The organism is Phenylobacterium sp. (assembly GCF_035944335.1).
GTDB lineage: Bacteria > Pseudomonadota > Alphaproteobacteria > Caulobacterales > Caulobacteraceae > Phenylobacterium.
Genome location: NZ_DASZBG010000035.1, coordinates 1 through 21,493 on the forward strand (window position 1 = coordinate 1; position 21,493 = coordinate 21,493).

Here is a 21,493-nt window from a genome sequence, read left to right on the forward strand (position 1 = left end):
TCGGTGATCCGCGAACAGGCCGGCATCGGGACGGTCGGCTGGGACTATCGCCAGGTCGGCGTCGTCGCCACCGTGAAGCTCGACCGGCCGCATGAGGGGGTGGCGCATGAATATTTCCTGCCATCGGGGCCCTTCGCCATCCTGCCGCTGACCGAGGATCGCGCGAGCCTGGTCTGGACGGAGAGCGCCTCGCGCGGGGCTGCGCTGAAGACCGCCCGGCCGGAGATGTTCCACGCCCACCTGCAGCGCCGGTTCGGCGAATTCCTCGGCGAGGCGACCCGCCAGGGCCCGGTGTTCACCTATCCGCTCAGCCTGCAGCTGGCCGAACGGATGGTCGCCCCGCGCGTGGCCCTGCTCGGCGACGCCGCCCACGCCGTGCATCCGATCGCCGGCCAGGGGCTCAACCTCGGCCTCAAGGGCGCGGCGGCGCTGGCGCAGACCCTCGTCGAGGCCGCGCGCCTGGGCGAGGACTTCGGCTCGGCAGGCGTGCTGGAGCGCTACGCAGCCTGGCGGCGCTTCGACACCGCGGCGCTGTCGGCCGGCATGGACCTGTTCGTGCGCCTGTTCTCCAACGACCACCCGCTGCTCAGGCTTGGGCGCGGGATCGGCATGGCGGCGGTCAACCGGATCGGGCCGGCGCGGACCTTCTTCATGCAGGAAGCCGGTGGCGCGGTGGGCGACCTGCCGCGGCTGTTCCGAGGCGAGGCGCTCTGATCATCCCTCGCCTAGAGAGGAGGGATGGCTACTCCCCCTCGCCCAGCTCCCGCGCCTCGTCCGGCAGCATGATCGGCACGCCGTCGCGGATCGGGTAGGCGAGCCGGGCGGAGCGGCTGATCAGTTCGCCGCGGACGCGGTCGTATTCCAGCACGCCGTGGGTCACGGGGCAGACCAGGATCTCCAGGAGGCGCGGATCGACCTCCACGCTGGCGTCCGGCGTCGTCTCGGGCACGGCGGGGTCGGGCGTCTCGCTCATGCCCCCGCTCTACTGCATGGACGGGCTTTCGTCATCGCCGTCGTCCAGGCAGTCGATCTCCAGGAGGGTGGTCAAGGCCTGGAACCGGTCGGTGAGGGCGGGGGCCTCCAGCAGGGCCTGCTTCTCGGCCCGATCGAACGGCAGGCCCATGGCCAGGCTGTTGACCAGCGGCTCCAGCGGGGCGGTGGTGGCGGTCTCCCAGTCGATGTCCAGCTCGCGGTGGTTCAGATAGGCCTTCAGCGCCTTGGCGAAGCGGTCGCGGACCGCCTGCGGCGCCTCCTCGCGCTCGTCATCGGCCAGGTCGTCCTCGAAGCGGTCGTAGCGGGCGCGAACCTGGCGGTAGGGGGTGCGCAGGTTCAGCTCCTCGCCCGGCTCGAAGCGGCAGACGCCGGTGAGCGTGATCAGGTAGCGCCCGTCGGCGGTCTCGGCATAGCTGGTGATCCGGCCCAGGCACCCGACGTCGGCCAGCACGGGCCGAGACTTGTCGCCGCCCTTGGTCTGGATCATGCCGACCACCCGGTCGCCGGCCATGACGTCGTCGACCATGTTGAGGTAGCGCGGCTCGAAGATCTGCAGCGGCAGCTCGCCGCCCGGCAGCAGCAGGGCCCCGTCCAGCGGAAACAGCGGGATCAGCTGAGGCAGATCCGCCGCCCGTCGATAGCCCGGCATGACGCGCTCCTTCAGCTGAACAGGATGGCCGACAGCCGGCGGCGGCCCTGTTTGGCGACCTCCGACATCGGCCCGGCCGCCTCGAACACCAGCAGGAGCTGCTTGCGGGCCGCCTGGTCGTTCCATTCGCGGTCGCGCTCGATGATGGTGAGCAGATGGTCGGCCGCCTCGTCCATGCGCCCCGACCCGGCCAGGGCCCTGGCGAGCTCCAGGCGCGCCTCGTGGTCGTCCGCATTCTTGGCCAGCCGCTGCTCGAAAGGAGCGGTCTCCGAGGGCGCGGCCTCGGCCAGGGCCAGGGCGGCGCGGACGCTGTCGAGGTCGGGGTCCTTGGCCTGCGGCGGGGCCATCGCCAGGACCTCGCGCGCGCGCTCCGGGTCGCCGTTCTGCAGATAGAGCCGGGCCAGGCCGCCGAGCGCCTTGGGGTTCTCGGGCTCGGCCTGCAGGATCTGGGCGTAGGCCTGGGCCGCGCCGCCCAGGTCGTTCATCTCCAGCGATTCCCTGGCGAGCTCCAGCAGGTCGTCGACGGGCGAGCCGGCGGCCCCGCCGGCGTCCGCCTTGACCAGCCGCTCGACGAAGGCCTTCACCTGGCTCTCGGGCAAGGCGCCCATGAAGCCGTCCACCGGCCGCCCGCCGTCGAAGGCGAACACCGCCGGGATCGACTGCACGCGCAGCTGGCCGGCGTAGGCGGGGTTCTTGTCGATATCGATCTTGACCAGCTTCACCGCGCCCTTGGCGGCGGCGACGGCCTTCTCCAGGGCCGGCCCGAGCTGCTTGCACGGCCCGCACCACGGCGCCCAGAAGTCGACGATCACCGGCTGGGTGTTGGAGGCCTCGATGACGTCGGCCATGAAGCTGGCGTCCGTGCCGTCCTTGATGAGGTCGCCGGCCGCGGCGGCGCCCTTGGGCGCCTTGCCGCTGGTTTCACCGATCAGGGTCATGGGATGGCTTCCCTCTTCGAAATCAGAACGCGCGCGTCCAAACATGGTCGCAAGACGTGACGGCTTCAACGCGCCTCAACAGATTGGCGCGGGATCAACCACGCACATGGCCGCAAAGTCCACCACCAGCGGCGCCACGCCGACGCCGGCCAGGAATTTCCGAAAGCCCGCCTGGGAGATGGTGGTGGTCGCGGTGTTGGTCAGCGGATGGAAGTTCACCTGCCCCGCCTCGGCGAGCGTCCGGTCGAGGACGAAGCGGATGCGATGGGCTTTGTCATTGATCAGGGCGAAAGCGGTGACCGATCCCGGCGTGACGCCGAGCGCCTGCTCCATCAGCTCGGCATTGCCGAACGAAAGCTTGGCCGAGCCGATGACGGCGGGCAGCCGCTTCAGGTCGATCACCGCGTGACCCTCCGCCGAGATCAGCCAGATCTGGCCCTTGGCGTCCTTGAGGAACAGGTTCTTGGTGTGGGCGCCGGGGATCTCGTGCTTGATCTCCTCGCCCTCGCCGACCCGGAAGACCGCCGGGTGATCGGTGGTCGCGTGGTCGGTCCCGATCGCGTCAAGGAAGGCCAGCAGCTCTGCGCGCGTCGTCATCGTCCCAGAGATAGCCGAACTGGACGGTTAGCCAACTAGACGGGGGGGCGAACGGCGGCTTAAGGGTCTGCACGCCCTTGGTCATACCGGTCGGACTGCGCATGGAACTGGAGTGCTACCCCACCACCGAACGGCCGCCGGAGATGGTCGCCGGGCGGCCGAACCGCGCCTGGATGGACCATTTCGCCGAGCGGCACCCCTATCGCTGCCTGCCCCTGACCATGGCCAACACCTCGGGCTGGGAGCTGCTCTCGCCGCTGAGCTTCACCGCCGAGTGGACCGGCGGGACGCACCAGCAGGACATCAAGCTCACCCCCGACCATCCGCACCCGGACTTCCACAAGCACGCCCAGAGCCACTTCAGCCACGGGGTGCTGACCTTCCACTCGGGCTATCTGTTCCGCACCCCGCCCGGCTGGTCGATGTGGGTGATGGGGCCGCCCAACCATGTGAAGGACGGCATCCAGCCGCTGTCGGGCGTTGTCGAGACCGACTGGCTGCCCTTCCCCTTCACCATGAACTGGGTGTTCACCCGGCCGGGCAAGGTGCGCTTCGAGAAGGGCGAGCCGTTCGCTTTCATCACCTTGCTGGAAGACAAGACGCTGCACGAAATCCAGCCGGTGATCCGGCGGATGGACAAGAACCCGGAGCTTCGCCACCAGTACGACGTCTGGGAGAAGCACCGCTCGGAATTCAACCAGAAGATCTTCCGCCAGGACCCGGAGGCCACCAAGCAGGCCTGGCAGCGCTACTACTTCAAGGGCGAGTTCCCCGAGGAGGTGGCGCCGGCCCGCCAGGACCACGTCAACAAGCGCCGCCTGAAGACCCCGAAATTCGGCGGCTGAGACGGGGCCGGCGAAGCCGAACGCCCGGGGCGAATGCGCAGGGCCGGAAAGGGCGAGAATTGCGTCAGCCGGTCGCTTGCAAACCGGGGGGTCGTCTGCCATAAGCCGCCTCTCGAATTTCGGGGGCCAGGACACCGGCCGCCGAGGAGCGCGGGCGTAGCTCAGTGGTAGAGCACAACCTTGCCAAGGTTGGGGTCGTGAGTTCGAATCTCATCGCCCGCTCCAATATTCATCCGACGACATCGCGCGCGTGAGCCCGCCCTGCGGGGCGTGCGCCTTCGCGTGCGTGACGCTATCGGCCCCGCCGACATCGCCCTAGATTGCCCGCGTGGGCTGCAGTGGCGAGGAGGACGCGGTTGCCGGGCGAGGCGCTGATCGCCGACCTGACCGACCTGGGCGCGGCCGGTCTCGCCCTAACCGAGCTCGCCGCAGCGTCGGCGGGCGCGGACGACACGCCGGGCCTGGTGCGGGTCGGCGTGCATCGCCACGGCCCGATCCCGCCCGAGGCGCCCGAGGCCTTCGACATCCTGCTCAGCGCCGACCCGGCGGCGCCGCGGCCGTGGGTTGGCGTCGACGCGGGCCAGCTGGATGCGACGATCGCCCGACTGCGGGCGGCGGCAGCCCGCCAGCCGCTGGCCGCGACCGTGGCGGCCCAGGTGCTGCGCATGACGCTGCGGGTCCCGTTCGAGGACGCCCTGGCGCTGGAATCCCTGGCCTATTCGATGCTGCTGGCCTCGGCCCCCTTCCGCGCCTGGCGCGCGGCGACGCCGGTGCGGGACCGGCCCGAGACGCCGGAACCCCGCGTGCTCGTCTCGCAAACCGGCGCCGCCCTCGAGATCCGCCTGAACCGTCCCGCCCGCCGCAACGCCTTCGACGCGGCGATGCGTGACGCGTTGGCGGACGCCCTGACCTTCGCCGCGGAACATCCCGATGGCCCGCCGGTGGTGCTGAACGGCGCCGGGCCCGCGTTCAGCGCCGGTGGCGACCTCGACGAGTTTGGCCGGGCCGACGACCCCGGCGCGGCGCACCTGATCCGCACCCTGCGCTCCCCCGCGCGGCTGGCGCAGCGGCTGGGTGGGCGGCTGACGGTGCGGCTGCACGGCGCCTGCGTGGGCGCGGGCATAGAGATCCCCGCGGCGGCGGCCCGGGTGACCGCCTCGCCCGGAACCCGTTTCCGGCTGCCCGAGGTCGCCATGGGCCTGATCCCCGGAGCCGGCGGCACGGCGACGATCCCGCGCCGCGTCGGCCGCCAGCGCGCCTGCTGGCTGGCCATCGCTGGGGAGGACCTCGACCTGGAGACCGCGCTCGCCTGGGGTCTCGTCGACGAGATCGTGGCATGACCGGTCCCATCGCCCCCGCACTGGCGATGCTTTGCGGCAAGCTCGCGGAGCTGACGACCCGCTTCGGCCGCCGGGTGGATGCCGAGGCGCTCGGCATCCTCGACCGCGCGGGCCAGCTGCCGCTGGACCCGCCGGGCCTGGCCTCGCCGAACCGGGCCTGCCGCCTGTTCCAGGCCGGCGACGGCTGGATGGCGCTCAACCTGGCGCGTCCGGAGGACGGCGAACTGATCGGCGCCTGGCTGGAGCGCGAGATCGTGGGCGACCCCTGGGATGCGGTGGCGGCCGCCGCGCGCGGCCATTCCCGCGCGGAACTGATCGCGCGGGCGAGCCTCATCGGCCTGCCCGCCGCCGCGGTGGGCGAGGTGGTGCGCGACAGTCTCGATGCGCCGCGCATCGCGATGGGTCGGGGCATGGCGCGGCGATCCGGAGGCCAACTCAAGGTCGTCGACCTGTCGGCGCTCTGGGCGGGACCCCTGTGCGGCGCGATTCTGGCGGCCATGGGCGCCCGGGTGGTCAAGATCGAAAGCCGGCGGCGACCCGATCCGACGCGCGGCTCGACGCCCGCGTTCTTCCAGCGGCTGAACGGCGGCAAGGCCGAACTCGCCCTGGACCTGACGACGGCGCAGGGACAGGCGCGGCTGTGCGAGGCCATCGACGACGCCGACGTGCTGGTGACCAGCGCCCGGCCGCGCGCCTTCAGCGGCCTGGGCCTCGATCCGCAGGCGGTGTTCGCCCGCAACCCTGGCCTCGTCTGGACCGCCATCACCGGCTACGGCTGGACCGGGGCTGTGGGGGAGCGCGTGGCGTTCGGGGACGATGCGGCGGCGGCCGGCGGCCTGGTCTCCTGGACCTCCGCCGGAGAGCCGCGGTTCCTGGGCGACGCCCTGGCCGACCCGGTGACCGGCCTCGCCGCGGCCATCGGAGCGCTGCAGGCCCTGGAGGCCGGCGGCGGCCTGGTGGACGTGTCGCTGGCCGGCTCCGCGGCCGGGGCGGCGGCGGCCTGCGAGATCGCCCGCGCGGCATGACCCTCCTGCTGCGCAACGTCGAGGTGCGGGGGCGAGCGGGCCTCGATGTCCGCATCGAAGACGGCCGGATCGCCGAGATCGGCGCGCGGCTGCGATCGGCGGGCCCGGAGCTGGACGGCCGGGGCGGCGCGCTGATCCCCGGTCTCTGCGACCATCACATCCATCTGTTCGCCCTGGCGGCGCGGGCCGGCTCGGTGACGGTCGAGGACGCTGTCGGTCCGGCGGCCTTCGCGGCGCGGATCGCGGCTGGGCTGGCCGAGCGGCCGGCGGGCGCCTGGCTGCGCGTGCTGGGCTACCACGAGAGCACGGCGGGGCCGCTGACGCGCGAGGACCTCGATCGGCTGGCCCCGGGCCATCCGGTGCGGGTGCAGCACCAGACGGGGGCCCTGTGGCTGCTGAACAGCGCCGCCCTGCAGGCGCTGGGCGAGGGCGATGACCCGCCGGGCCTGGAGCGCGCCGCCGGGCGGCTGTGGCGCGGCGACGCCTGGCTGCGGAGCCGCATCGGATCGCAGCCGCCGCCGCTCGCGCCCCTCGGGCGCCGCCTCGCCGCGCATGGGATCACCACCCTCACCGACGCCAGCGTGACGACCGACGCAAGCGCCGCCGCGGCCCTGGCGCTCGCGCGCCGCGCCGGCGACCTGCCACAGCGCCTGACCCTGATGAGCGGGGGGGCGCTGGAGGCGCCGGCGGACGCCGCCTTCGCCGTGGGCCCGGTGAAGGTGCTGCTCGACGACCACGCCCTGCCCGACCTGGACGACTTCATCGCCCGCATCGCCGAGGCCCGGGCCTGGGGGCGCGCCGTCGCGACGCACTGCGTGACCGCCGGCGAACTGGCCCTCACCCTGGCGGCGCTCCAGGCGGCGGGCGCGCGGCCCGGCGACCGGATCGAGCACGGCGGGGTGATCGCCGCCGAGGCGCTGGACGCGCTGCGCGCGTTGGGACTGAGCGTGGTCACCCAGCCGGTGTTCGTTGCGGAGCGTGGCGACCGCTATCTGGCCGAGGTGGACGCGGCCGACCTCCCCGACCTCTACCGCTGCGCCAGTCTGCGGGCGGCGGGCATCCCCGTCGCCGCCAGCTCCGACGCGCCCTACGGCTCGGCGGACCCGTGGCTGGGCGTCGCCGCGGCCGTCGACCGGCGCACCCTGGGGGGCGCGGTGCTGGGCGCTGCGGAGCGCGTCAGCGCGGGCGAGGCCCTGGCGCTCTATCTCGATGAGCAGGCCGCGCCCGGCCGCCGGGCCCGCCGGGTGGCGCGCGGGGCGGCGGCCGACCTCTGCCTGCTGGACGCGCCCCTGGCCGAGGTCCTGGCGGAGCCGAGCACGGCGCGCGTGGCCGCGACGCTGATCGGCGGTGAGGTCGTCTTCGAGCGCGGCGGCTAGACCGTCTCGGCCATCTCCGCGCGCAACTGCCTGCGCAGCAGCTTGCCCATGTCGTTGTAGGGCAGGGCGTCGCGGAAGGCCCAGACCTCCGGCGTCTTGGTCGAGCGCAGGCGGGCCTTCACCCAGGCGGCCAGATCGGCGGGCGCGGGCGGCGTCGCGCCGCGCGCCACCACGGCGGCGGCGACCCGTTCGCCCCAGCGGTCGTCCGGCACGCCGAGCACGGCGACGTCCTCGACCTGCGGATGCTCGCGCAGCACGTCCTCGATCTCGCCGGGCGAAATGTTCTCGCCGCCGCGCACGATCACGTCGTCCAGCCGGCCTTCCACGAAGAGATAGCCGTCCGCATCGAGGAAGCCGCCGTCGTTGGTGGCGAACCAGCCGGCCTCGTCGAGCAGCTTCTTGTGGGTGTATTCGCCGGCGACCTGCTCGCCCCGGACATAGATCTCACCCGCCTGGCCCGGCGCCAGCACCTCGCCCTCGGGGCCTCGGATCTCCAGCTCCAGACCGGGCAGCGGCTTGCCCACCGATCCCAGCCGCCGGCGCGCCTCGGGGTCGTCGGCATAGATGGCCATGCGGTGATCGTCGGGGCCTAGCACCGCGATGGTCGAACTGGTCTCGGTCAGGCCATAGGCGTTGACGAAATCGACGTGCGGCAGGAGGCGGAGCGCCCGCTCGATGACCGGCAGGGGCATGCGCCCGCCGCCATAGCTCAGCGCCTTGAGCGCCGGCAGGTCCTCGCCCGCCGCCTCCAGGATATCGAGGATGCGGTCCAGCATGGTCGGCACGACCATGGCGTGGGTGATCGCCTCGCGCCGCGCCGCGTCGACCCAGGCTTCGGGCGTGAAGGCCTCCAGGTGCACCAGCCGGCGGCCGCTGTAGACCCCGGTCAGCACCGCCGAGATGCCCGCGATGTGGTAGGGCGGCACGCTGACCAGGGCGGCTTCGTCCTCCTCCGAGCCGAGGAATTCGACGGTCGAGATCACGTAGGACGTCAGGTGCGAATGGCGCAGGATCGCGCCCTTGGGCTCGCCGGTGGTCCCGCTGGTGAACAGCAGCACCGCGACGTCCGGCTCGACGTCGGGCAGGGCGGCCAGGGCCAGCCCAGGGTCGGCGGCGGCGGCTTCGAAGGCGCTGCGGGCGACGACGGTGACGCCCGGCGCGGGGGCCAGCCGCGCGACCATGTCGTCGTCGACGATGGCCACCGATGGCGCGGTCCGCGCCAGCAGCTTGCCGAGGGCGGTGTCGGGCAACCGGTAGTTCAGCGGCGCGAAGGGCCTGCCGAGCAGCCCGCTCGCGAACAGCGCCAGCGGCAGGGCGGGACCGTTCAGGCCGACGAAGGCGACGGTCTCTCCGCCCAGCCCCGCCAGCCAGACCGCCGCCGCCCGCGCCCGGTCGCGGGCCTGGGCGAAGGTCAGGCCGTCGGCCAGCCGCCCGAACGCCAGCCGATCCGGCGCCGCGTCGGCGGCCATGTCGAGGAGCAGGGCGGTGTGCATCTAGTCCGAGGCCGGCAGCTTCTTGGCGTCCTTCTGGCCGATCGGGCGGCCATCCACCGACAGGGATCCGGCCCCGGCCTTGGAGCAGAGCACCTCCAGGCCGCTCTCCTCATCGGCATAGCGCTTGCCCGCGCCGGCGCCCGCGGCGTGGTCGGCGTGGGGCGAGCCGTCGGGCCGCGCCTGCGCATGGGGGATCACCGGCGCGCCGCCGCACTCGAGGCTGACCGGCGCCTTGGGCGGGCGCACCACGACGAATTCGCCGTCGCAAACCGCGCTTCTCCAGCGCGACCCTGGCTTCAGTTCCATACGCTCCTCCGCGCCACACGGGCTGACTTGCTAAGCGACCTCGATATCCTGGTCCAGCATGGGCCCCCTGTCATGACTGCGATAGGTCTCGCGCGGGGCGCGGTGACCTCGTGACCCTCGCTCCGGGGTCGTGTAAACGGGCGCGGCCAATTAGGGGGCGGAGCAGCATGACCCACGATCCGGCGCTGGAAGCGCATGAACACGCCGAACATGCCGAGCATGCGGCGCACGAGCACGACCCGTTCATCAGCCGCGTCTCGATCACCATCGCGATCCTGGCGGTGCTGGCGGCCGGCGTGGGCAGCCTGGAGACCATCGAGGCCGGCGGGGCGATCACCTCGGCCAGCGAGGCGGTGCTCAAGCAGGACCAGGCCACCGATTCCTGGAACGAGTACCAGGCCGACAGCCTGAAAAAGCACCTCTATGGCATCGCGGCCGACACCAAGGGGCCCAAGGCGGAGGACTACGCCAAAACGGCCAAAGAGCAGGTCGCCAAGCAGGCGGAGATCAAGAAGGGCGCCCAGGAGAAGGAAGCCGAGCGCGACAGGCTGATGGCCGCCAGCGGCCTGCACGAGCATCGTCACCACTGGCTGACCGGGGCGGCGACCATGCTGGAGATCGGCATCGCCATCTGCACCGTGGCGATCATCACTCGCCGCCGGCACTTCTGGCTGGGCTCGATCGCGCTGGCCGTGGTGGGCCTGGCCCTGTTCGGCGTCGCCTTCCTGACCTGATCGTCGCGACAGCCAGCAAAGGTCGAGGCCACCTTTGCGTCCGGCTGCGCAGCAAATATCGGTCGGCGGCGCGCCGCCGGCTACTTCGGCGGCGCGGGGTACTGGATCCGCGGCCGCAGGCTGTCGATCACCGCGTGGGCGTCGAAAGCGCCGGGGTCGCCGGGCGGCTTGGCGCCATGGTGCATGACGATCTCGGCCGAGGCCTCGAAGCGCTCCACCGTCTGCACGTCATAGCGGTCGGCCCAGAAGGGGTCGCCCCAGAACGGGTCCCAGGTGCGCCAGCCGAGGCCGCGGCGCTGGAACCGCCAACTCGGCCGCCAGCCGCCATAGCCGTACCAGGGCTGGTAGAGCGGATCGGGCTGCACATAGGTGTGGGCGTCGCGGTTGGTGTGGCGATCGACGATCGAGAACCAGTCGTAGCCCTGCTGCACGCTCAGCTCGGCGGAGCGGTACAGCAGATAGGCCTCGACGGTCTCCCGCGAGGTCAGGCTGTTGCCGTTGAAGGTGACCCGCCAGCGGTCCGGCTCGATCCGCAGCTCCGAATAACCGCCCGACGACGCCTGTCCCGGAATATTCGGTTGGTAGGGCGTGGGCGTCGCACAGGCCGCGAGGCCGGCCGTGAGGGCCAGGGCGACGGCGAAGGCGGCTGATGTCTTGGCCATTGTTTGACTCGTAACCGGGTTGTCCCTCGAGTGGACCACTAGCGCCACAACACTCCGCCGCAATTGTGGTTGCCTTGTTTCAGTTCAATTGCAGCGTGCGACGGATCAGCCGCCGACGACCGCCATGACATAGATGATGCGGCCCAGCGCGCCGAACAGCAGCACCGCGGTGGCGGCAAGCTGGATCAGGAAGCCGGTGCTGCGCTTGGCCGGATCGGCGACGTAGCCGGTGGCGTAGAGGATGCGGCCGACGATCCAGACCACGCCGACGGCCGCGGCCACGCGGTCGTTCCAGTAGAGGGCGAACAGCCACATGGAGACCAGGAACAGCGGCAGCCATTCCAGGGTGTTGTAGTGGGCGCGGAAGGCGCGCTCGAGCGTCGGATCGCCGGTGGTGGCCGGCGCGGCGATGCCGGACTTGCCGCGGGCGCGGCCAACGTTCAATCCCATCCAGAAATAGGTCAGCAGGGCCAGCAGCGTGACGAGCGCGACCAAGGCGTGTGATTGCATGACGAAATCCCCCCGTGCCAGCGAAACAAGCGCCGCCGTACGCGACCAACTTCGCACGATCGGCGGGGAAAAGGGAACCAGCCCCGGCGCCTCGGGGGTTTGAGTCCCGAGACAGAGCGTTTGGGAGCCCGCCGATGGACATCGACTCCGCGGCCATCCAGCAGATCGACTATGACGCCGAGCGGGCGAAGCTGCTCGTGCGCTTCGTCTCAGGCGAGCGCTATGTCTATGTGGGCGTGCCCGGCGAGGTGCACCGCTCCTTCGTGGAAGCCGACTCCAAGGGCCGGTTCTTCCAGGCGGAAATCCGCGACCGTTATCCGTACAACCGGCTGGACAGCTAGCCCGGGGACCTAGCCCCCGGACGGGTCCTTGATCCGCTTGTCGCGGTTGGCCGCCACGCGCAGCCGCAGCGCGTTGAGCTTGATGAAGCCGGCCGCGTCGCGATGGTCGTAGGCGACCGCGCCTTCCTCGAAGGTGACCAGATCCTGGTCGTAGAGCGAATAGGGGCTGGAGCGGCCGATCACGGTGACATTGCCCTTGTAGAGCTTCACCCGCACCTGGCCGGTGACCATCTGCTGGCTGAGGTCGATGGCCGCCTGCAGCATCTCGCGCTCGGGCGCGAACCAGAAGCCGTTGTAGATCAGGCTGGCATACTTCGGCATCAGCTCGTCCTTCAGGTGCATGGCCCCGCGGTCGAGGGTGATGGACTCCATGCCCCGGTGGGCGGCGAGCAGGATCGTGCCGCCGGGCGTCTCATAGACACCGCGCGACTTCATGCCGACGAAGCGGTTCTCCACCAGGTCGAGGCGGCCGATCCCGTTGTCGCGGCCGAGCTCATTGAGCTTGGTCAGCAGGGCCGCGGGCGAGAGCTTATGGCCGTCGATGGCGACCGGATCTCCCTTTTCGAAGTCGATCGTGATGAGGGTCGGCCTGTCCGGGGCGGCCTCCGGCGAGATCGTGCGCATATGCACGAACTCCGGCGGCTCGACGGCGGGGTCCTCCAGCACCTTCCCCTCGGAGGAGGAGTGCAGCAGGTTCGCGTCGACGCTGAACGGCGCCTCGCCGCGCTTGTCCTTGGTGATCGGGATCTGGTGCCTCTCGGCGAAGTCCAGCAGCGCCTCGCGGCTCTTGAAGTCCCACTCGCGCCAGGGCGCGACGACGCGGATGTCCGGCTCCAGGGCGTAGTAGGCGAGCTCGAAGCGCACCTGATCGTTGCCCTTGCCGGTCGCGCCGTGGGCGACCGCATCCGCGCCTGTCTTGCGCGCGATCTCGATCTGCTTCTTGGCGATCAGTGGCCGGGCGATGGAGGTGCCCAGCAGGTACTGGCCCTCATAGACCGTGTTGGCGCGGAACATCGGGAAGACGTAGTCGCGGACAAACTCCTCGCGCACGTCCTCGACGAAGGCGTTCTCCGGCTTCACGCCCAGGGTCATGGCCTTCTGGCGGGCCGGCTCGACCTCCTCGCCCTGGCCGAGGTCGGCGGTGAAGGTGACCACCTCGGCGCCCAGCTCGACCTGCAGCCACTTGACGATCGTGGAGCTATCGAGGCCGCCGGAGTAGGCGAGCACGACTTTCTTGACGGGCTTGTCGGCCATGGCGGGCGTTCGTCCTGACGGAGGTTTCGAAGGTCGCGCGCCTTTAAGGACCAAAGACCCCGCCGTTCAAGGACTATTGCCGCCGGTCCATCGCCGCCTTGAGCCAGCGCAGGTGGAGGAGCGCCAAGAGCGCGGCGCCGGTGGCGCGGACGCCGAACAGGATGACGGCCAGATCGCCGGTCTGTTCGCGGGCCTGCAGGGCCAGCCACAGGGAAAAGGCGAAGGCGGCGCCGGGCAGGGCCCAGACGCCCAGGCCGCGGCCGATCTCGCCGATCGGCAGGACCAGCTTCTCACCGGGCCGGGTCCGCGACCAGGCCGCCCGCGAGGCGGAGAACATGATGGTCAGGCCGATGACCCAGAGCGCGTCGCCAAGGTAGGTGAGGATCACGGCCTACACGGTGACCTGGGCGCCCATCTCGACCACGCGGCCGGGCGGGATCTTGTAGAAATCGGTCGGATTGGCGGCGTTCTTCATCAGGAAGATGAACAGCCTGTCTTGCCAGAGTGGCATGCCCGACTGCGCCGAGGGCACCACCGAGCGGCGGCCCAGGAAGAAGCTGGTGGCCATGATGTCGAACTTCAGGCCGAGCTTGCGGCAGAGCGCCAGGGCGCGCGGCACATTGGGGCTCTCCATGAAGCCGTAGGTGACGATGATCCGCTTGAAGTCCTCGTTCACCGGCTCGATCCGCACCCGGTTCGCCTCGCTGACCCGCGGGGTCTCGGCGGTGTGCAGGGTCAGGATGATGTTCTTCTCGTGCAGCACCTTGTTGTGCTTGAGATTGTGCATCAGGGCGACGGGCGCCATCTCCGGATCGGAAGTCAGGAAGATCGCCGTGCCGGGCGCGCGGTAGGGCGCGCGGGCCCTGAGGATCTCCGAGAGCTCGACCAGGGGCACGCTGTCGCGGCGGGTCTTGTCGGTGAGGATCTGCGCGCCGCGGGTCCAGGTCAGCATGATGGTGACCAGGCCCGCGCCCAGCACCAGCGGCAGCCAGGCGCCTTGCGGAATCTTGAGCAGGTTCGAAGAGATGAACGTGATGTCGAGGATGGCGAAGCCGCCCGAGGCGAGCGCCGCCTGCCACACCGGCCGTTTCCACATCCAGCGGACGATCACGAAGAACAGCAAGGTGTCGACGAACATCGCCCCGGTGACCGCGATGCCGTAGGCCGCGGCCAGGTTCGAGGAGGTGCGGAAGGTGATCAGGAGGATCACGACCCCGATCATCAGCATGTTGTTCACGTAGGGCACGAAGATCTGCCCGGCCTGGGTCTCGGAGGTCCGGCGGATGTCGATGCGCGGGAAGAGGCCCAGCTGCACCGCCTGCTGGGTCATGGAGAAGGCGCCGGTGATCACCGCCTGGCTGGCGATGATGGTGGCGACGGTGACCAGCAGCAGCACCGGCCAATAGATCGGCTCCGGGATCATCCGGTAGAACGGCTCGACCCGCGCCTCGGGGTGGCGCAGCACCAGCGCGCCCTGACCCAGGTAGTTGAGGAGCAGGGCCGGGAGCGCCAGGAACACCCAGGCCGCCTGGATCGGCTTCTTCCCGAAGTGGCCCATGTCGGCGTAGAGCGCCTCGGCCCCGGTCACCGCCAGAAAGACCGACCCCAGGATGACGAAGCCCAGAAAGCCGTTCTGCAACAGGAAGATCACGCCATAGTGGGGCGACACCGCCCGGAAGATCGTGAGGTCTTCCTTGATGTGGTAGAGGCCAAGCCCGGCCAGCACCAGGAACCACACCGCGGTGATCGGGCCGAAGAACTTGGCGACGCTGGCCGTGCCCTTGGACTGCACCAGGAACAGCCCCACCAGGATGGCGATGGAGACGGGCAGGACGAGGTTGGCCACCCCGTGCGGCGCGCCCGGGGCGTCGCGCACCCCCTCGACGGCGGAGAGCACCGAGACGGCAGGGGTGATGATCCCGTCGCCGTAGAACAGGGCCGCGCCCAGCATGCCGAGCAGCAGCACGAGGCCCGAACGCCGCGGGACGATGCGCTGGGCCAGCGCCATCAGCGCCAAGGTGCCGCCCTCGCCCTTGTTGTCGGCGCGCATCAGGAAGACGACGTACTTCACCGTCACGATGAGCAGCAGCGCCCAGATCACCAGGCTGACGACGCCCAGCACGGCCAGTTGCGGATCGACGGTGGCGCGCGTGTGATGCAGCGCCTCGCGCATGGCATAGAGCGGAGACGTCCCGATATCGCCGAACACCACGCCCATGGACCCCAGGGCGAGGGCGAAGAAGCTCTCGGAATGCGCGGCTTGCGTCTCCTCCGGCGCCTCGCTGGCGCCGCCGGCCGGATCAGCCATCCAATGTCTCCGGGAACGCGCCGGGAAGCGGTTCCCTTGGGCGGCCCCATGCCGTCGATCGGCCGGCGCGATACACCGAAATGCCCGTCCTGTTCAATCGAATGCGGCTTTGCCGTGGGGGCGCGCCGCGCCGGCTCTTTGAATGCGCAGGTGTAGGCCCTAGTTTCCACACCGGCGAGGGGGATCGCGCAATGGATCGCAGACTGGCGCTGGTGACGGGCGCCTCGGCCGGGATCGGGGCGGCCTTCGCCCGGATTTTCGCGAGCCACGGCTACGACGTGGCGCTGACCGCACGGCGCGCCGACCGGCTGGAGACCCTGGCCGAGGAAATCCGCATGCGGGCCGGCGTCGAGACCCTGACCATACCCGCCGACCTCGCCCGGGCCGAGGCCCCGCAGGACATCCTGGATCATCTCGCCGCCAATGGCCGGGTGGTCGACGCCCTGGTCAACAACGCCGGCTACGGCCTGCCCGGCGCCTATGCCAACACGAGCTGGAAGGACCAGCAGGCCTTCCTGCAGGTGATGGTCACCGCCCCATGCGAGCTGGCGCACAAGGTGCTGCCGGGGATGGTCGAGCGGCGGTTTGGGCGGATCGTCAATGTCGCCTCCCTGGCCGGGCTGATCCCGGGCTCGGCCGGCCACACCCTCTATGGGGCGACCAAGGCCCTGATGATCCGCTTCTCCCAGAGCCTGCATCTCGAGACCGCGGACCAGGGGGTGCATGTCACCGCGCTCTGCCCCGGCTTCACCTATTCGGAGTTCCACGACGTCAACGGCACGCGGGCCCAGATCAGCGCCTCGACGCCGCCATGGCTGTGGCTGGGGGCCGATGAGGTGGCCGCCACGGGCTATGAGGCGGTGGAGGCCAACCGGGCGGTCTGCGTGCCCGGCGCGCCGAACAAGGCGATCGCCGCCTTCACCAAGCTGATCCCCGACGACTGGGGCCTGGCGCTGATGGCCAGCCAGGGACCGAAGTTCCGGAAGATGTAGCGGCATGGATCCCGGCCTTCGCCGGGACGACTCGCTTCGCGGTCACTTCTGATACGGCGCCGCGGTGTCGTGGCGGATCAGGCCGTGGGTGGCGTCGGAGAAGCCGGCGAGCATGAACTGCACCGCCATGGCGCAGAGGATGAGGCCCAGCACCCGAACCACGATGGTCAGGCCGATCTTGCCGAGGATCCGGGTGATGATCGGCGTCGCCAGGAAGGCCAGCAGGGTGGCGACGGCGATCGCGGCGATGACGCCGACGCCGACCGCAGCCCCGGTGAGCCCGAAGGCGCGCCCCTGGCTGGCGTAGATGATCACAGTCGAAATCGCGCCCGGTCCGATCAGGAGCGGCATGGCGAAGGGCACGATCATCCGCTCGAAGCGCACGGAGGCCTGGCCGCGCTTGGACTTGGGCGTCGTCGCCTCGGCCACCTCGGCGGACTTCGAGGCCATGTCGCCGCGCACCATGTCGAGGCCCAGGATGAACAGGATCACGCCGCCGGCGATGCGGAAGGCCGGCAGCGAGATGCCGAAGAAGGCCAGCAGGCTGAGGCCCGTGAAATAGAAGAAGGTCAGGAAGCCCAGCACGAAGAGCGAGATGTAGAGGGCGATCTGCGCGCGGTCGCGGCCGCTCACGCCGACCGTGCCGGCCGCGAAGAACGGCACGTTCCCCACCGGATCGATCAGCGCGAACAGCGCCACGAAGAAGTTGACCGCGAACTCGCCCTGGCCCATGCACGGCTCTTAGCCCAAATCGCTGCGCCGCCGAACGTTCTTGGCAGAGCCTTCGCGCGCGCCTGCCCGCCACAGGAGCTAGAGCCATGGCCGCCCCCGCCCTCGCCGAAGGTCACGCCGCCGCCGATCCCCGCCTGATCGTGCCGCTGGACTTCCCCACCGCCGAGGCCGCGCGCGCCGCCATCCAGCAGATCGGCGAGGCGGTCAGCTTCTACAAGGTGGGCCTGGAGCTGTTCGCCACCGACGGCATGGCGCTGGCGCGCGAGCTGAAGCGGGCCGGCAAGCAGGTGTTCCTCGACTGGAAGCTGCACGACATCCCGACCACGGTGGAGCGGGCGGCGGCGGCGATCTCCGGCGCCGGCTGCGACTTTATCACCGTGCACGGCGAACCGCAGGTGATGGCCGCCGCGGTGCGCGGCCGGGGGCGCTCAGGCCTGAAGGTGCTGGCGGTGACCGTGCTGACCAGCCTGGCCGACGCGGATCTCAAGGAGATGGGCTACGCCGAGAACGCCCGGGCCCTGGTCGAACGGCGCATCCACCAGGCCATCGCCGCGGGCTGCGACGGCGTGATCGCCAGCCCCCACGAGGCGGCTCTGGCCCGTGCCCTGGGCGGGTCGGATTTCCTGGTGGTGACGCCGGGCGTGCGGCCGGACTGGTCGGCGAAGAACGATCAGGCCCGCGCCGCGACGCCGCTGGAGGCGCTGCGGGCCGGCGCCTCGCACATCGTCTGCGGCCGGCCGATCACCGCGGCCAACAATCCCCACGCCGCGGCGCTGCGCGTCGCCGCGGAGATGGCCCAGGCGGCTAGAAGTCGCTGAGGATGCCCTTGCGCTCCCAGTCGCCGTAGCGCGTGGGTTCGAGGCCCTTGGGGCCGCGCACTTCCGGCGGCAGCTGCGGCTGCGGCTGGGCGGCCTGGCGCGCGGCGGCCTCTTCCAGGGCGCGGAGCGCCTGCGGCGACAGCGCCTTGCCGGGCGCGGCGTTGGGCGGGGTCTTGTCCATACCCCCAAATCTAGGCTTTCGGACCGCCGCCCGCCAGGGCCGACGATGCGAGGAAGCGCTTGCGTCGGCCGGCCTTAACCGGCACGCCGGCGCCGGTGAGTTCATCCGATCCCAATGCCGCGGGCCTGCCCGCCCGCGCCGCCGCCCTCGACATCCTGCAGGCGGCTCTCTCCGGCCGCGCCGGCATCGAGGGCGCGCTCGCCCAGCCGCAACTGAAGGCCCTGGAGCCGCGGGATCGCGGTTTCGCTCGCGCCCTGGCCATGGCGACCCTGCGCCACCTCGGGCCGATCGACGCCGCCCTGCAGGCGAAGCTCAACCGCGCGCCGCCGGAGCGGGTCGTGAACATCCTGCGGCTCGGGGCCGCCCAGCTGTTCGTGCTGAAGACCCCGCCGCACGCCGCGGTGGGCGCGACGGTCGATCTCTCCCCGCCATCGTTCAAGGGCCTGGTCAACGCCGTCCTGCGCGGCCTGACCCGGGAGCCGCCGGACCTCGCCGACCCCGACCGCCTGGCGCCGCCCTGGCTCTACGCCCGGTGGGGCGCCGCGTTCGGCGAGGCGGAGGCGCGCGCCGTGGCCGCGACGATCGCGCAGGAGCCGCCCACCGACCTGTCGCTGAAGGACCCCGCCCAGGGCGGGGCGCTGGCCGCCGAGCTGGAGGCGCAGGTCTTGCCGGGTGGGACCCTGCGCACCGAGCGCGGCGGCGACCTGACCGGCTGGCCGCAATTCGAGGCGGGAAGCTGGTGGGTGCAGGACGCCTCGGCCGCCGTCCCGGTGCGGCTGCTCGGACTGGAACCCGGACAGACGGCGCTGGACATGTGTGCCGCGCCTGGCGGCAAGACCCTGCAGCTGGCGGCGGCCGGCGCCATCACCACGGCCGTCGACCGTTCCGGAGCGCGCCTGACCCGGGTGGTCGAGAACCTCGCCCGCACCGGCCTGGCCGCGGAGGTCGTGGAGGCGGACGCGGCGACCTGGGCCGATCCCAGGACCTTCGACGCCGTGCTGCTCGACGCCCCCTGCTCGGCCACCGGCACCTTCCGCCGTCATCCCGATGTGCTCTGGGTGGCGAGCCCCAAGGATGTGGCGAGCCTGGCGGCCGTGCAGGCGCGGCTGCTGGACAGCGCCGCGCGCCGGGTGAAGCCGGGCGGGCGCCTGGTCTATTGCGTCTGCTCCCTGGAGCCGGAGGAGGGCGAGGCCCAGGCGGAGGGCTTCCTGGCCCGCACGCCGGGGTTCGCCCTGGAGCCCATGACGGCCGGCGAAGGCGGCGCGCCCGAGGCCAGCCTGAAAGCCGACGGGACGCTGCGCATCCTGCCGCACCACCGGCCGGGCGGGACCGACGGCTTCTATATCGCCCGCTTCCGGCGCGCGGCCTGATCGGCTAAGCGGAGGGCATGGCGGGCAAGACCATCATCGCGCCTTCGATTCTCGCGGCCGACTTCGCGCGACTGGGCGAGGAGGCCCGCGCCGTCGAGGCCGCCGGCGCCGACTGGCTGCACGTGGACGTCATGGACGGCCACTTCGTGCCCAACATCACCCTCGGCCCCGACGTGGTGAAGGCGCTGCGCCCCCACGTGAAGATCCCCTTCGACGTCCATCTGATGATCGCCCCGGTCGATCCGTTCCTGGAGGCGTTCCGCGCCGCCGGCGCCGACATCATCAGCGTGCACCCGGAATCCGGGCCGCACCTCAACCGCACGCTGAAACGCATCCGCGAGCTGGGCGCCAAGGCCGGGGTGGTGTTCAACCCCTCGACCGATCCGAGCGTGATCTCGTGGATGATGGACGAGGTCGACCTGATCCTGGTCATGTCGATCAACCCGGGCTTCGGCGGCCAGAGCTTCATGACCTCGCAGCTGCGGAAGATCGAGGCGCTGCGCAAGATGATCGACGCCACCGGCCGCGACATCGCGCTGGAGGTGGACGGCGGGGTGACCCCGGAGACGGCCCCCAAGTGCATCGCCGCCGGCGCCACCGCCCTGGTGGCCGGCACGGCCGTGTTCAGAGGCGGCCCCGAGACGTACGCGGCCAACATCGCGGCGCTGCGCGACTAGCGCGCATTGACGCCGAAGGGAGCGCGGCTTACCTCCCGCTCATCCTGTGTAACTGGCGAATGAGGTGGGCGACCACCGGGGAGCGCGGGACCATATCGACGCCGCTCGCCTGGGCATTTCTTCCGAACTCTTGAGGAGAATGCCGTGCCCGCCGCCCCCGATTTTCCCGCCGCCCCCGACCGTGTCGTCCCCAAGCGGGCCTTGATCTCCGTCTCCGACAAGACCGGTCTGGTCGAGGCCGCCAGGGCGCTCAGCGACATGGGCGTGGAGCTGGTCTCCACCGGCGGCACCCGCAAGGCGATCGCCGAGGCGGGCCTGGCCGTGAAGGACATCTCCGACCTCACCGGCTTCCCGGAGATGATGGATGGGCGGGTGAAGACCCTGCACCCGATCGTGCATGGCGGCCTGCTGGGCGTGCGCGACGCGCCGGAGCACAAACGGGCGATGGACGAGCATGGGATCGGCGGGATCGATCTGGTCTACGTCAACCTCTATCCGTTCGAGGCGACCGTGGCCTCCGGCGCCGACTTCGAAACCTGCATCGAGAACATCGACATCGGCGGCCCGGCGATGATCCGCTCGGCGGCCAAGAACCACGGCTATGTGGCCGTCTGCACCGAACCCGCCGACCTCACCGAGGTGCTGGAGGCGCTGAAAGCCGATGGCGCAACCTCGCTCGGCCTCAGGCAGCGGCTTGCGGCGCGGGCCTATGCGCGAACGGCGACCTACGACTCATCCATCGCCTCGTGGTTCGCGTGGGAACTCGACGACCGCACGCCGAAGCGAAAATCGATCGGCGGCGAACTGGTCCAGACCATGCGCTACGGCGAGAACCCGCACCAGACGGCCGCCTTCTACCGTTTCCCGAACCCGCGCGTCGGCGTGGCGACGGCCCGCCAGCTGCAGGGCAAGGAACTCAGCTACAACAACATCAACGACACCGACGCCGCCTTCGAGCTGATCGCCGAGTTCGCCGACTCGGGGCCGGCCTGCGCCATCATCAAGCACGCCAATCCCTGCGGCCTGGCCACCGGGCGCACGGTGCTGGAAGCCTATGAGCGCGCGCTGGCCTGCGATCCGGTCAGCGCCTTCGGCGGCATCATCGCGCTCAACCAGGCGCTGGACGCGGCGACGGCGGCGAAGATCCTCGACCTGCTGACCGAAGTGGTGATCGCCCCCGGCGCCGACGAGGACGCCGTGGCCCTGTTCCGCAAGAAGAAGAATGTCCGCCTGCTGATCACCGACGGCCTTCCGGACCCGCAGGCGCCGGGCGAAACCTTCAAGTCGGTGTCCGGCGGGTTCCTGCTCCAGAGCCGCGACGACGCCCGCCTGACGCCGGCGGACCTCAAGGT

At 71.0% G+C, this 21,493-nt stretch carries 25 protein-coding genes, 1 tRNA gene and 1 riboswitch; of the genes, 13 read left to right on the plus strand and 13 right to left on the minus strand.

Features of this window, described 5'->3' with window-relative positions:
* Positions 1–714 (plus strand): FAD-dependent monooxygenase (locus tag VGT80_RS06295; protein WP_327453943.1); only part of this gene is annotated, 714 nt, incomplete at its 5' end.
* Between the two features lie 28 nt (positions 715–742).
* On the opposite strand, the gene VGT80_RS06300 is transcribed toward VGT80_RS06295, so the two are convergent.
* The 4 genes from VGT80_RS06300 to VGT80_RS06315 all read right to left on the minus strand — a co-directional run bounded on the left by VGT80_RS06300 (position 743) and on the right by VGT80_RS06315 (position 3,177).
* Positions 743–973 carry a Trm112 family protein gene (locus VGT80_RS06300; protein ID WP_327453945.1) on the minus strand — a complete coding sequence of 77 codons (231 nt, stop codon included), beginning with the start codon at positions 971–973 and terminating at the stop codon, positions 743–745.
* 9 nt (positions 974–982) lie between these two features.
* A complete protein-coding gene (locus VGT80_RS06305) occupies positions 983–1,642 on the minus strand; it encodes an LON peptidase substrate-binding domain-containing protein (protein ID WP_327453947.1) in 660 nt (219 codons plus the stop codon).
* Between the two features lie 11 nt (positions 1,643–1,653).
* Positions 1,654–2,580, minus strand: a complete 927-nt coding sequence (locus VGT80_RS06310) for a co-chaperone YbbN (RefSeq protein WP_327453949.1) — start codon at positions 2,578–2,580, stop codon at positions 1,654–1,656.
* Between the two features lie 75 nt (positions 2,581–2,655).
* Positions 2,656–3,177: a prolyl-tRNA synthetase associated domain-containing protein gene (locus VGT80_RS06315; RefSeq protein WP_327453951.1), complete on the minus strand. Its 522-nt coding sequence runs from the start codon at positions 3,175–3,177 to the stop codon at positions 2,656–2,658.
* A gap of 101 nt (positions 3,178–3,278) precedes the next feature.
* Between VGT80_RS06315 and VGT80_RS06320 the strand changes: the two genes are divergently transcribed.
* The 5 genes from VGT80_RS06320 (at position 3,279) to VGT80_RS06340 (ending at position 7,763) form a co-directional block, all read left to right on the plus strand.
* Positions 3,279–4,022, plus strand: coding sequence for a DUF6065 family protein (locus VGT80_RS06320; protein WP_327453953.1), 744 nt, complete (start codon positions 3,279–3,281; stop codon positions 4,020–4,022).
* A gap of 150 nt (positions 4,023–4,172) precedes the next feature.
* Positions 4,173–4,247 (plus strand) — tRNA-Gly (locus VGT80_RS06325).
* 131 nt (positions 4,248–4,378) lie between these two features.
* Positions 4,379–5,362: an enoyl-CoA hydratase/isomerase family protein gene (locus VGT80_RS06330; protein ID WP_327453955.1), complete on the plus strand. Its 984-nt coding sequence runs from the start codon at positions 4,379–4,381 to the stop codon at positions 5,360–5,362.
* A complete protein-coding gene (locus VGT80_RS06335) occupies positions 5,359–6,387 on the plus strand; it encodes a CoA transferase (RefSeq protein WP_327453957.1) in 1,029 nt (342 codons plus the stop codon). The genes VGT80_RS06330 and VGT80_RS06335 overlap by 4 nt, the downstream gene beginning before the upstream one ends.
* The gene (locus VGT80_RS06340; protein WP_327453959.1) at positions 6,384–7,763 is read left to right on the plus strand and encodes an amidohydrolase family protein; all 1,380 of its coding nucleotides are present in this window, start codon (positions 6,384–6,386) and stop codon (positions 7,761–7,763) included. The genes VGT80_RS06335 and VGT80_RS06340 overlap by 4 nt, the downstream gene beginning before the upstream one ends.
* Here the strand turns inward: VGT80_RS06340 and VGT80_RS06345 are convergent.
* Positions 7,760–9,256: a fatty acid--CoA ligase family protein gene (locus VGT80_RS06345; RefSeq protein WP_327453961.1), complete on the minus strand. Its 1,497-nt coding sequence runs from the start codon at positions 9,254–9,256 to the stop codon at positions 7,760–7,762. The two genes, VGT80_RS06340 and VGT80_RS06345, sit on opposite strands and share 4 nt — an antisense overlap.
* Positions 9,257–9,562 (minus strand): hypothetical protein, encoded by a 306-nt coding sequence (locus VGT80_RS06350; RefSeq protein ID WP_327453963.1) that lies wholly within the window; start codon positions 9,560–9,562, stop codon positions 9,257–9,259.
* Between the two features lie 167 nt (positions 9,563–9,729).
* Between VGT80_RS06350 and VGT80_RS06355 the strand changes: the two genes are divergently transcribed.
* A complete protein-coding gene (locus tag VGT80_RS06355; protein ID WP_327453965.1) occupies positions 9,730–10,296 on the plus strand; it encodes a DUF4337 domain-containing protein in 567 nt (188 codons plus the stop codon).
* A gap of 80 nt (positions 10,297–10,376) precedes the next feature.
* Here the strand turns inward: VGT80_RS06355 and VGT80_RS06360 are convergent, their stop codons facing one another.
* Together VGT80_RS06360 and VGT80_RS06365 are read right to left on the minus strand one after the other, a co-directional pair.
* Entirely contained in the window at positions 10,377–10,958 is a 582-nt protein-coding gene (locus tag VGT80_RS06360) for a CC0125/CC1285 family lipoprotein (RefSeq protein ID WP_327453966.1), read from the minus strand.
* A 105-nt stretch (positions 10,959–11,063) separates the two neighbouring features.
* A complete protein-coding gene (locus tag VGT80_RS06365) occupies positions 11,064–11,468 on the minus strand; it encodes an MAPEG family protein (protein ID WP_327453968.1) in 405 nt (134 codons plus the stop codon).
* Between the two features lie 134 nt (positions 11,469–11,602).
* Between VGT80_RS06365 and VGT80_RS06370 the strand changes: the two genes are divergently transcribed.
* On the plus strand, positions 11,603–11,809 hold the full coding sequence (locus VGT80_RS06370) for a KTSC domain-containing protein (RefSeq protein WP_327453970.1): 207 nt from the start codon (positions 11,603–11,605) through the stop codon (positions 11,807–11,809).
* A gap of 9 nt (positions 11,810–11,818) precedes the next feature.
* Here VGT80_RS06370 and VGT80_RS06375 read toward each other — a convergent pair whose 3' ends face one another.
* The 3 genes from VGT80_RS06375 to VGT80_RS06385 all read right to left on the minus strand — a co-directional run bounded on the left by VGT80_RS06375 (position 11,819) and on the right by VGT80_RS06385 (position 15,371).
* Entirely contained in the window at positions 11,819–13,063 is a 1,245-nt protein-coding gene (locus VGT80_RS06375; RefSeq protein WP_327453972.1) for an argininosuccinate synthase, read from the minus strand.
* Between the two features lie 73 nt (positions 13,064–13,136).
* Positions 13,137–13,451: a hypothetical protein gene (locus VGT80_RS06380; protein ID WP_327453974.1), complete on the minus strand. Its 315-nt coding sequence runs from the start codon at positions 13,449–13,451 to the stop codon at positions 13,137–13,139.
* A gap of 3 nt (positions 13,452–13,454) precedes the next feature.
* Complete coding sequence (locus VGT80_RS06385; RefSeq protein ID WP_327453975.1) at positions 13,455–15,371, minus strand: potassium transporter Kup; 1,917 nt, start codon at positions 15,369–15,371, stop codon at positions 13,455–13,457.
* Between the two features lie 191 nt (positions 15,372–15,562).
* On the opposite strand from VGT80_RS06385, the gene VGT80_RS06390 reads away from it, so the two are divergent.
* Positions 15,563–16,363, plus strand: a complete 801-nt coding sequence (locus VGT80_RS06390) for an SDR family oxidoreductase (protein ID WP_327453977.1) — start codon at positions 15,563–15,565, stop codon at positions 16,361–16,363.
* A gap of 42 nt (positions 16,364–16,405) precedes the next feature.
* Here VGT80_RS06390 and VGT80_RS06395 read toward each other — a convergent pair whose 3' ends face one another.
* A complete protein-coding gene (locus VGT80_RS06395) occupies positions 16,406–17,095 on the minus strand; it encodes a MarC family protein (protein WP_327453979.1) in 690 nt (229 codons plus the stop codon).
* Between the two features lie 86 nt (positions 17,096–17,181).
* Between VGT80_RS06395 and pyrF the strand changes: the two genes are divergently transcribed.
* A complete protein-coding gene (gene pyrF, locus VGT80_RS06400) occupies positions 17,182–17,913 on the plus strand; it encodes an orotidine-5'-phosphate decarboxylase (protein WP_327453981.1) in 732 nt (243 codons plus the stop codon).
* Here pyrF and VGT80_RS06405 read toward each other — a convergent pair.
* Positions 17,900–18,094 carry a succinate dehydrogenase assembly factor 4 gene (locus tag VGT80_RS06405; protein WP_327453983.1) on the minus strand — a complete coding sequence of 65 codons (195 nt, stop codon included), beginning with the start codon at positions 18,092–18,094 and terminating at the stop codon, positions 17,900–17,902. The genes pyrF and VGT80_RS06405 overlap by 14 nt on opposite strands.
* A 95-nt stretch (positions 18,095–18,189) precedes the next feature.
* On the opposite strand from VGT80_RS06405, the gene VGT80_RS06410 reads away from it, so the two are divergent.
* The 3 genes from VGT80_RS06410 to purH all read left to right on the plus strand — a co-directional run.
* Positions 18,190–19,464, plus strand: a complete 1,275-nt coding sequence (locus VGT80_RS06410) for an RsmB/NOP family class I SAM-dependent RNA methyltransferase (protein ID WP_414693896.1) — start codon at positions 18,190–18,192, stop codon at positions 19,462–19,464.
* A gap of 17 nt (positions 19,465–19,481) precedes the next feature.
* Entirely contained in the window at positions 19,482–20,141 is a 660-nt protein-coding gene (rpe, locus tag VGT80_RS06415) for a ribulose-phosphate 3-epimerase (protein WP_327453987.1), read from the plus strand.
* Between the two features lie 38 nt (positions 20,142–20,179).
* A riboswitch (ZMP/ZTP riboswitch) is annotated at positions 20,180–20,263 on the plus strand.
* A 22-nt stretch (positions 20,264–20,285) separates the two neighbouring features.
* Positions 20,286–21,493 (plus strand): bifunctional phosphoribosylaminoimidazolecarboxamide formyltransferase/IMP cyclohydrolase (purH, locus tag VGT80_RS06420; RefSeq protein ID WP_327453989.1); only part of this gene is annotated, 1,208 nt, incomplete at its 3' end.